General features: G+C 61.1%; 8 protein-coding genes and 1 pseudogene. 8 read left to right on the top strand and 1 reads right to left on the bottom strand.

Features of this window, described 5'->3' with window-relative positions:
• Nucleotides 1-116: 116 nt before the first annotated feature.
• The 8 genes and pseudogenes from AOQ71_RS31520 to AOQ71_RS31495 all read left to right on the top strand — a co-directional run bounded on the left by AOQ71_RS31520 (nt 117) and on the right by AOQ71_RS31495 (nt 8861).
• Nucleotides 117-3494, top strand: coding sequence for a VapE domain-containing protein (locus AOQ71_RS31520; RefSeq protein WP_057755335.1), 3378 nt, complete (start codon nt 117-119; stop codon nt 3492-3494).
• A gap of 11 nt (nt 3495-3505) precedes the next feature.
• On the top strand, nt 3506-3886 hold the full coding sequence (locus AOQ71_RS31515) for a hypothetical protein (protein WP_057755332.1): 381 nt from the start codon (nt 3506-3508) through the stop codon (nt 3884-3886).
• A gap of 4 nt (nt 3887-3890) precedes the next feature.
• A complete protein-coding gene (locus tag AOQ71_RS31510) occupies nt 3891-4220 on the top strand; it encodes a hypothetical protein (RefSeq protein WP_057755330.1) in 330 nt (109 codons plus the stop codon).
• A gap of 164 nt (nt 4221-4384) precedes the next feature.
• Nucleotides 4385-5605 carry an ATP-dependent DNA helicase gene (locus AOQ71_RS31505; protein ID WP_157083715.1) on the top strand — a complete coding sequence of 407 codons (1221 nt, stop codon included), beginning with the start codon at nt 4385-4387 and terminating at the stop codon, nt 5603-5605.
• A 424-nt stretch (nt 5606-6029) separates the two neighbouring features.
• Nucleotides 6030-6926 (top strand): hypothetical protein, encoded by an 897-nt coding sequence (locus AOQ71_RS31500; protein ID WP_057755324.1) that lies wholly within the window; start codon nt 6030-6032, stop codon nt 6924-6926.
• Between the two features lie 508 nt (nt 6927-7434).
• Nucleotides 7435-7683: pseudogene (locus AOQ71_RS50450) on the top strand (transposase); the annotation flags it as partial.
• Nucleotides 7684-8033: 350 nt separating this feature from the next.
• On the top strand, nt 8034-8192 hold the full coding sequence (locus AOQ71_RS45530; RefSeq protein ID WP_157083714.1) for a hypothetical protein: 159 nt from the start codon (nt 8034-8036) through the stop codon (nt 8190-8192).
• A gap of 57 nt (nt 8193-8249) precedes the next feature.
• Nucleotides 8250-8861, top strand: a complete 612-nt coding sequence (locus AOQ71_RS31495) for a hypothetical protein (protein ID WP_057755321.1) — start codon at nt 8250-8252, stop codon at nt 8859-8861.
• 257 nt (nt 8862-9118) lie between these two features.
• Here the strand turns inward: AOQ71_RS31495 and AOQ71_RS31490 are convergent, their stop codons facing one another.
• Nucleotides 9119-9322, bottom strand: a complete 204-nt coding sequence (locus AOQ71_RS31490; protein ID WP_057755317.1) for a hypothetical protein — start codon at nt 9320-9322, stop codon at nt 9119-9121.
• Nucleotides 9323-9481: the final 159 nt, after the last annotated feature.

Below are 9481 nucleotides of genomic sequence, written 5' to 3'. Positions count from 1 at the left end.
CTTAATCACCAAAGCAGCCGTCGCAGGGCTGCTAGGCGAGGGGTCGCGCACCCAGAGGTGCGAACGCCCCATTCCTAGCACGATTGCGCGGCGGCCTCAACCGAGAGCCAAACGCAGTGCACCAAGCCAATACCGCCTTCGTCTTCCCGGCAGCCAACTCCGCCCCAGCGGAACCACCGGCCGCGACCGGCAACGTCATTGCGTTCCCTGGGGCCGCAAGCGTCGTGCCGGTCGTGCCGAAGCCGGAAGGCCTGCAATGGGCGGAGCACTACGCCGGCAAGGGCTATGACCCCGTCTGCATCTCGCACCGTGAAGAAACCGCCGCCTATGGTGACGGCGCCGGCAAGCGCCCTGCGAACAACGGTGGCGGGACGTTTCCGAGCTGGCGGACTTCCACGCTCGCCGAGGAGACGCCCTTCTGGCTGACCGGCACCAACCGCGGCACCGGCTTGCGCATGTCGCAACGCAAGTCGCTGGCAATCGACGTCGACGCGACCGACCCGGCCGCCGTGTCTGCGCTCGAAAAGCTTGTTCGCGAAGCGCTCGCCGGAACGCCGTTCCGTTACGGCAAGAAAGGCTTCGTTGCGCTCTCCCGCCTCGCGATGACCGCCGGGAATATCGAGTTGCCGACGAAGGGCACCGACCTTGTTTTCCGCAGTCAGCTGGACCCAGCGAGGCCGGAATTCAAAGTCCAGCTGATTATGAACGGGCAGATTGTTGCGCAGGGCATCCACCCGCAAACCGGGCAGCCGTATCGCTGGGATGGCGAGCTGCCGCCCGTGTCGCAGCTGCCCGTGATCGATTGGGATACGCTCGTTACCAAAATCATCGAAGCACTCGCGTTGGTTGGCTACGTGTTGAAGCCGCGCGAGGAAGACGCCAACGACTACGCGCCGTTGCCGCCGGCTGCCGAGTTGATGGGTACCGAGAAAATGCTTCTCGTGGAAAAGGGCCGCAAGCTCGCCAAGGCGAAGGCGCGCAAGATCATGGAGCCGGGCGCCACGGGCCGCGATACGCACGTATTCGCCGCTGCCGGCTATTGGCGCGCACTGATTGAAAGCGGCATCGTGACCGACGTGGAAGCGCTCAAAGAGCTGGACAGCGTCACCGAGCTGAAAGGCGCGCCGCACTACGAGCAGCAAGTCACCCACGGCCTGAACAAGGGCAACGGCATCGCTGCGATGTATCTCCGCGAGATGCGCGGCGCCGGCAGCAACACGTCCGCGAACCCCGCCGGCTACGGTTCTTCAGTCCCCACGGTCGCCGCAGTACCGACCGCCCATGACTTCGCAGGTGCCGCACCGCCGCGGTCCCCGATGGCACAAGCTGCGCAGTCCGTGGCCACCTCCATTCCCGCCGTTGCTGTATTGCCGTGGGCCGCGCCGCACGTTCCCAACGCCGCGACCACGCAAACCGAAGCGCAGCCAATCGCGGACTTCGTGTTCCCGGCTGCCGGGCCCGCCGCGCCGAACTTCTCTACGCCCATCACCGTGGCCGGCGCCGTACCCACCGCAGCGTACCCCACAGGTCTGCACGTCCCTGCCGACATGAAAGCCGAGTACCGCAGCCGCTTGCTTTTGCGCCTTGCCGAGTTGGCGCGGGGCGTGCGCGTTGACGCGGGCAAGATCGAAATTGCATCGCGCTTCCTGCCGGCCGTTCGGTCGGGCCATCTGCAAATGAACGACGTGCTAGCCCCGCTGGGCAAGGTAAACGATGACGCTTTCCGCGCCGCGCTGGAAACCATCAACCCGGTTCTGTTGCCCAACAGTGAGGCGCGCTGGATTGCGTGGGGTTTGGTGTTCCCGCTCGCGGTCGAGATCGAACGCCAGATTAGCGCCATCGGAGAGAAGGGGCGCGGCGCCGCCGTCAAGCGCGCAGAGCTGGCGACGAAAATTGCGCTGTTCCGTCCCGCAACAGATCTGTTGCCGGTGGAAGCAACCACCGCCGCGCTCGACTGGTTGCGCGAGCCGGCGCCGAAGGCGTTGGGCGGTTTCTGGACCGACTTCCCCGAAATGGTGCGCAAGCAATTGCAGGCGGACCCGGGCAATCCTGCACAGGGTTGGGCAACCGCGGTCGCGCAAGTGCACCAGGCCGTCAAGGCGTCGGGCCATCAAGCCGATTGGATCGTGAACAATTCAGGCAAGATCGCCGCGAGCAACACAAACAACATCCTCATGCTCGCCAACAGCGCCGGCATCCACAACACCTACCACGATGCGTTCTTTGACCGCCCCGTCATCACCTACGCAGACGGCAATTTCCGCGTCGATTGGAGCTATAACCGCGTCGCGACCGAGCTTGCAGTGCTTGCGCGTTCTGAGCTTGCCAACCGCGAGCACTTTGACCCGAACGTGCAGAAGATCGAAGATGTTCTGTTCACTAACGCGATGCGTAACGCAGTCGATAGCGCCGTGACCCGCTTGGGTGACTTCACCGTCAACCCGCTGAAGTCGAACCGCTTGGACGTGTGGTTGCCTGAGTATCTTGGATACCCGGTAACGCATCCGCTCTATGGATACGTGTCGCGCTGCGGCCGTGTGATGCTGCAAGGGCTGGCGTCGCGCATCCTCTACCCGGGCTGCACCCTTGATGAAGTTGTTATCTTGATCGGCACGCAGGGCAACCGCAAAACGTCGCTGTTCCGCGCGCTCGCCGACACGTTCTTCGCCGACGCGTTCACGAGCGATGTTGCGCCCGACGCTGACCCGAAAGTGCTGATTGAGCAGACGCAGGGCAAGCTTGTGGCCGAACTTGCCGAACTGTTGGGCCTTGGCAAGCGTGACGTAAACAAGGTCAAGAACACGCTATCAAAGCGCTCCGACACCGCGCGCAAGGCCTACGGTCGCGAAAGCGTCACCATCAAGCGCCGCTTTATCTTCGTCGGCACGTCCAACTTGCAGAACCCGCCGGAGTTTGACGGCGACTACGAGAAGTTCGCCGACGCGATCGATGCAGCACACGTCAACTTGCTCGCCGACGATACCGGCAACCGCCGCTTTCTGCCCATCAAGGTTCGCGTGCCTCTGATCAATCTGGACGAGCTGACCTATGAGTTTCCGTCACTGATCGCCGAAGCGCGCGAGGCTGCGAAGGAAGACGGGCCGCAATGTCGCGGGCTCATGAACCTTCGTCGCGAGACCGCAGCGATGGCAGAGCAGGCGGACCACCAAGCTCAGTATCTGCGCAAGCCCGCGTGCTTTGATGAACTGTCGGACAAGGTTGCGCCGCTGATGGAAGAGGGTGGGCGCCTTACGACGGTGGCAATCCGCGAATTGCTCGGCAATCGCGCGCCGCATGATGGCAAAGAGCTAGGTCGCGCTCTCCGCGATACCGGGGCAACGCCGGAGCACACCCGCAAAGGCAACGTGTGGAAATGGCCCGGACCGAACGCAGAACATTTCTACATGGTGGACAAGGGCAAGCTGATGGGTATGCCCGCCGCGACCTTCGCCGCCAACACTTCGGGCTTCACCGCCCCGCCGGCCGCACACTGAGGACGCCCGCAATGATCAATCACACGACCACCGAGAACGCCGTGCCCCTCGTGACGCCGATGAAATTCAAAACTGAAGCTGAGTTGCTTGCGCTGTTTGATCCATGGGAACGCGGCGTCAATGGCAATATCGTGCCCGACAGCGAGGCCAACGCGTTGACTGCGCTGCGGCTATTCGGCGCCACGGTCCACAAGTACGGTGCTGGCGGCGCGTTGTTCGTGCTCCGCACCCGCGACGGCAAGCAAACCGTGCCGAAGACCAAGACCGACGCCGCGTCACTGTGCTGCGCAATCACGTTCAAGCACTTCGGGTTTTATCCGCGCATTCGCGAGATGAAGCGCGCGCTCGTGACCGCGAGCAACAGCGCGGTTTCCGATTTTGTGAAGGACTAAGACAATGCTTCGCAAACCCAAAACGGCGCGCGAGCTGATGGCGATGCCCGTGGAGCCACACGGAATTTTGCCGTGGGACGCCCCGATACTGCGATTGCTCGTACCCATTTCTAAGGGATGCGACACCTTCGACGCTGGCGACGCATGGCGCAAGCTCAGCAGCATCCGCGACATGTTCGGGCGCTTCGGCAATTTCGAGAAGTGGCTCAACAGCATGCGCCCCCGCAACGTCAAGCGGTACAGAACGTACCGCGGACTGCGTTGGTCGGTCACGCCAAAAGCCGTGAAGATGCTGACCGATAATGTCGGCGTCGAGCCCAGAGGCTTCGGGTAAAAATAAATCGTGTCGCCGGACTTGCGAGTGTTTCGCGACGTGGTACCAACAACGGCAAGGAAACGACAGCGAGAGCGCGCTGCACGTTCCGCAACTTGACTGAGGCACGAGACCCGGCACTGTTGACGTCGGCTCGCGGCTTCGTCTTCGCGGAGTACAGCGCTATGGACGACCTTTCACGACTGCCTTGGGCTACAGCACCCGCGCCTTCGGGCTTCTCCCCATCCGGTTTCGCACCACCACCACCTCCTCTTCCGCCGCTAGTGCTCTCGCCCGACCAAGAGCACGTCGTCAGCAACGCTGCCTATTGGTGGCACTCACGCTCCGACATGCTGCGGCTGTCAATTGGCGGGCTCGCGGGCACCGGCAAGACCTCAATCATCATGCCGCTCGTGGCTCGCTTGGGTCTGACAATGGATGACGTGGCTGTGGTGGCTCCGACGTGGAAGGCCGCGCTCGTGCTGCGCAAGAAAGGATTCCCTGACGCGTCGTCCATCCACGGCATCATTTACGGCGTCCCGAAGGTCGTCGCCCGCGATGACGACGGCGAAACGCTGGAGTGGGTGTTGAAGGACGCGGACCTTGCGAATAAGCGCCTTATCGTCGTGGATGAAAGCAGCATGGTCGGTGCGCGCATCGGCTCTGACTTGGAGAAGACCGCTCGACTGTACCATCTGCGCATCGTCACGTTCGGCGACCCGGGGCAACTTCAACCGGTCGAAGACAGCCCGTGGGTTATACAGCCGGATTTGTTGCTCACGCAGGTTCACCGGCAAGCCGCCGGCAGCGCGATCGTGCAGGCCGCATACTACGTGCGCAATGGCGGGACCTTACAACACTGCCGCCTGACCACGGAGGCCGTGCAGTATTGGGACGGCGTGACGAAGTACCGTCCTCAGCGCAGTGACGTGTTCCTGTGCGACACCCGCGCGCTCTGTGACGCGATAAACGACTTCCTGAAGCCGCGCGCCGTGCCGCTGGGGCTGCCTGACGAGCTGGTAACCGCCCGCGACAACGTGCGGGCTGCCGGCATCATCAACGGCACCGACATTCCGTCCAGCACCAAGGGACTGCGGCTGCTTACCGCCGTGCAGAACCCCGACCGCAACGCGATCAAGGCGCATTGGGAGCGGGTGAAGCGCGCGAACCGCGGCGACCCTACTGCCGAGATTGAGCTGCTGAAAGAACCGCACGGCCCGGTGTTCGCGTCGTGGGGTTGGGCTCGCACAATTCACAAAGCGCAAGGCAGTGAGTGGCCGCGTGTCGTGGTTGTATGCAGCGAAGGCGGCCCGCCGGACTACGCGAGGGCCGTCTACACAGCACTAACCCGTGCGAAACAGGAGCTCATTTTTCTGCCGGCTAGGGCGCTGGACCTGACCCGCTAAACGACGACCCCCGGCAACGATGGCGCTGCCGGGGTTCTTTCTTGGCGCAGGGTTGCCGCAGTGCTGACAGCGTCAGGCTGCGAACTTCTTAGGCTCTGCTGGCGCCGGGAACAGCTTTGCGACTTCGCCGGGCGTGAACCACTCTTGACCAGGTGGTAGGGCAGGTGCAGGCGTCGCGGGGAGGAAAGGGGACCCAGCGTTGTCGGGGGGGCTCGCGGTTGTGCGCTTCATGCATCTTGCTCCATGCTGTCGGCAGGAAGGGCAACCTACCGACATTGTCGCCCGCCGGTCAAGTATACGCTGTACACGAAATCACAAATCCCCCTGTTTTTATAGGCTTTTTCGCGGGTACCGTGCAAAACAGGGATGTTGATTTAACAGGCGGGCCGGGAGAGACTAGGGCGCTATGATTTGAAAGAAACCCATGACCGCGTACGCGGAAGCTGCCGTCAAGTTTGCCCAGTATCGCCGCGAGAAGTCCGCGCCGCTCACCAAGCGCCGGCCGCTGACCACCGAGCAGTTTGCGTATCGTGACGCGCTCGCCGAAGCGGCGCGGGCTGACTTGCAACAGCGCGAAGCCGCAGCCGCTCAACGCGAAGCGGCGAGGGACCAACGCGGTGACGCGCTGCCGGTTGCGATCGTCGAGGACCGCAGCACCGTCGTGCGCGAGCTGCCGCCGGTCTCCGATTTCGTGCTTGAAGTGTTCGGGTGCATTCCCGCTTGGGAACACGCGCCGACGTTCTGTCACGCGCGCTATGTTCAGGCCCTCCGCGCGAGCGCCAAACTTGCGGAAGACCCGCACGCATCCGCGCTCTACGCCGCCGACGCGCTTGCGCTCGCGCTGTCGCCAGTTGCGCGGATGCATTCGGAATGGAACGTGCTGCATACGGCGGCGTGCCGGTTGGTCGTGCGGCTTCAGGGCGATTTCGGAGATGGCGAGGACGACTTTGGTTCGTTGCAACGCCTTCAGCGCAAGCTGCTTCAGATTTCCGCAGTGATTATCAGCGCGGAAATTATCGAACAACGCGGCCTTTTTTCCTCAGCCCACTCGCCCGCGCTTGTGTCGTTGCCAGCGTCCAAGCCCGCGTCGCCGGCACAGCGTCACGCTGACAGGCTGCGAGCTGCCGTTGAGCGTGGCGAAGTGAAATGGATCGGAGAGCCGCCGCCGGAGTGCGTTAGGCCGCCGCGCGACGCCGCACCGGGCGCACCCAGGCTATTGAGCCCGCGAGCTGCGCGTATGACCATTGACCGGCTGACGGAGGCGGGCGTTCCCATCCCGCCGGAGTTGGCTGCGATGGCGCGGGGAGGGGCGGAGGATTGAAAAAGGCCGCTCCGCGGGGACATCCGGTGGAAAGGGCCGTAGTGCAGGCCGCCGGAAAGCAGAACGGCGGCGACCGTACATCCGGGCCACCGCCGTCCTGTTTCCAACCAACCAACCTGAAGCCGCCACGCTCAAAAGGCAGTGCGAACTTTCCCGGGTACTCGGCAATAAGTCAACCGCCGCGCAACCTTGCGTATACGGCGAAGGGTACTGTCCGTATTTGACGCCCAGTGTCCTAAGTTGATCTGGGAAGTGTCCTGATTATCGCTTGTGTGCGTTTTTGCACAAAGTCTCGGAACGGAGTCGGCTGTTCCAGAATCTTACCTGCGCAAATTTAGTGCGTAGGGAATGCCGTGGTTACAAAGAACACCCGAGAGGTAGCAGCGACGCTACTAAAGCTCGCCAAGACGAGTTCCGATCCGGCCGTGGCGGCGCGCTTCGTTGAGAAGGCCGCCGACCTCAAGGAGCGGATGGACGACGAAGGTTTGTCCAATTCTGATGGCAACCTTTCGCCCGCCTCACCAACGGCTTCTCAAAGAAGCTCACCAACCACGCCGCGGCGGTCAGCCTGTACGTTGCCCACTACAATCTCTGCCGCGTCCATGATACCTTGCGGACCACGCCAGCGGTCGCGATTGGCGTTGCGGACCGGGTCTGGACAATTGGGGATCTGATTGACGCGGTGCTGCCGCTGGAGCCGAATAAGCCGGCGCGCGTCGCTCGTAATTTCCGCGTAATCGATGGTGGAAAAGTTTGAACTGCCACCTACATCACAGACACCAACGGGCAGCGTCAGTACACCGTACTGGCGTGAGCCTTCTGTGCAACACCAAGATTTTTTGAAACTTTATTACTTGAGTCGCATTGACTCGCGAGGATGGTCGCAAGCATAGATTGCATGGTTACGGTTTTTGATTCTGCTGTCAAAACAACGGGATTACAGATTCGTAAGCTGTCAAGACCTTTTTTGTTGACCACCCGGCAAATGTCTGTATCCTGTTCGCAACAGGATGACGCGGAGGAAGCCCCTTTCGCGTCATATTCCTTTGCGAATCAAGTGTTAAGACTTTTTTGCGAAGGTAGAGGATGAGGATTCGGAGCGTGAACATGGCCAAGACATCGGAAAAGACACCGGCGCCGACCCCCGCGGGCGACGACTTCGTCCGCATGTATCCGTGTAACTATCTGAATGACCAGATCCGGGACCCTCTTGAGGCCCCAAGCGCATTCAAGGTGGTCAAGGACGCATTTTTCGACAAGAAATAGTCCTTCCATCAAGCACTAAGTTCGGAGAAGGCCTTGCATTCTGCAGGGCCTTTTTTTATGGCAGAAATCTTGGTCGCGGGAATCCCTGCGACCGATTCGCCGCAGGGTTGCGATATGAATGGTGTTTTCAAGAGTTTAGAAGACGAAAGCTTCTTTGTGGATTACGTGACGGCGCACTTTGAAAAGGCGCCCGCTGCGGCAATTCAGGATTTTCCTTGTAAGCACACCATCGACAAGGCCCGCGTGATTTTCGCGCACGGCGAATTTAGCCAGAATATCCGGCAATACGCCGTTCTGTTGGATTCAGAGAACCCCGACCACTACAAGCGGGCTGGGGCGATGCTTCACGCCCTCTATAAGAGCGACATCGTGACGGACGTTGAATTTGAAGCCAGCCAGTGGGGGACCTTGGAGCAAGTCGAGACGGGCGAGGTTCTCGGCTTGAGCTATGGTGATAGCCAGCAGATGATCCGGTTTCCGATCTTCTACGAATCGTTCCACAATCAGATGCTGGCTTTCGACCTGTCATATCGGCTGTGCTGGGCATATGAGCCGAAGCCGCGCGATTACGACTTCGGCTACCTCTACAACGTGTGCCACTACCTGAAAAAGAATCGGGACCTGACGGTCGACTCCCTTTCGATGCTTTTCCGCTCCCTGATGCATTAGGGAGCGGAGTGTCCTAATCCCCCTCTGCGGGTGTCCTAATTAGGACAGTACCAGATTTGGCGGGGGCTGCCCGTATTAGGACAGCGCCCAGGCTAGATTCGCCATTGCTATTCTTGGACCTCCATAAAGTCCGCAAGGCGATTGAGAAGTCAAAGCCACCATCCGGTCCGGAAGATCCGCAAGTGTCCTGATCTGCCAGATCGGCTGTCCTAATTAGGACAGCACCCACAATGCAGAGCCGGGCAGCGCGAAGCTCGCTATTTGCGTGCGGCCTTTTTGAGAAGCGGCAGGCCGGCGCGGAAAGCGTCCCGTGCAAGCTGGGACTTCGACGGCTGCCCCGGGGTTTGCGCGCTGATGGCGTCAAGCTCGGCAATCTCGGCTGCCGTGACCCGCAAAGACAGCGGGACAAGCGCATCGTCCCCTTTGTCCGGGCGTCCGCGAGCCTTCTTTTTCTCCGCCACCGTTAAAGCCCCTATTTCTCGAATACAACAAAGCTCGTTTGCACGCTAATTCTCGCGTGTCAACCCCCGGGCCGCCCAAATTCTTTTCGAGAATTGTTGCATACGGATATTGACGCCTTCCGTGTTTTTCGTAATTGATGCATACGAAAAATACGGAGC

The sequence above is a fragment of the Bradyrhizobium manausense genome (genome assembly GCF_001440035.1).
Classification (GTDB): domain Bacteria; phylum Pseudomonadota; class Alphaproteobacteria; order Rhizobiales; family Xanthobacteraceae; genus Bradyrhizobium; species Bradyrhizobium manausense.
Note: the sequence above shows the minus strand (reverse complement) of the source record. Positions and strands in the feature narration are given on the sequence as shown.

Excerpts from the sequence above, each read along its gene's own strand:
- AOQ71_RS31515 (WP_057755332.1), top strand. The coding sequence starts at position 3,506 with ATGATCAATCACACGACCACCGAGAACGCCGTGCCCCTCGTGACGCCG.
- AOQ71_RS31510 (WP_057755330.1), top strand. The coding sequence starts at position 3,891 with ATGCTTCGCAAACCCAAAACGGCGCGCGAGCTGATGGCGATGCCCGTG.
- AOQ71_RS31505 (WP_157083715.1), top strand. The coding sequence starts at position 4,385 with ATGGACGACCTTTCACGACTGCCTTGGGCTACAGCACCCGCGCCTTCG.
- AOQ71_RS31500 (WP_057755324.1), top strand. The coding sequence starts at position 6,030 with ATGACCGCGTACGCGGAAGCTGCCGTCAAGTTTGCCCAGTATCGCCGC.
- AOQ71_RS45530 (WP_157083714.1), top strand. The coding sequence starts at position 8,034 with ATGGCCAAGACATCGGAAAAGACACCGGCGCCGACCCCCGCGGGCGAC.
- AOQ71_RS31495 (WP_057755321.1), top strand. The coding sequence starts at position 8,250 with ATGGCAGAAATCTTGGTCGCGGGAATCCCTGCGACCGATTCGCCGCAG.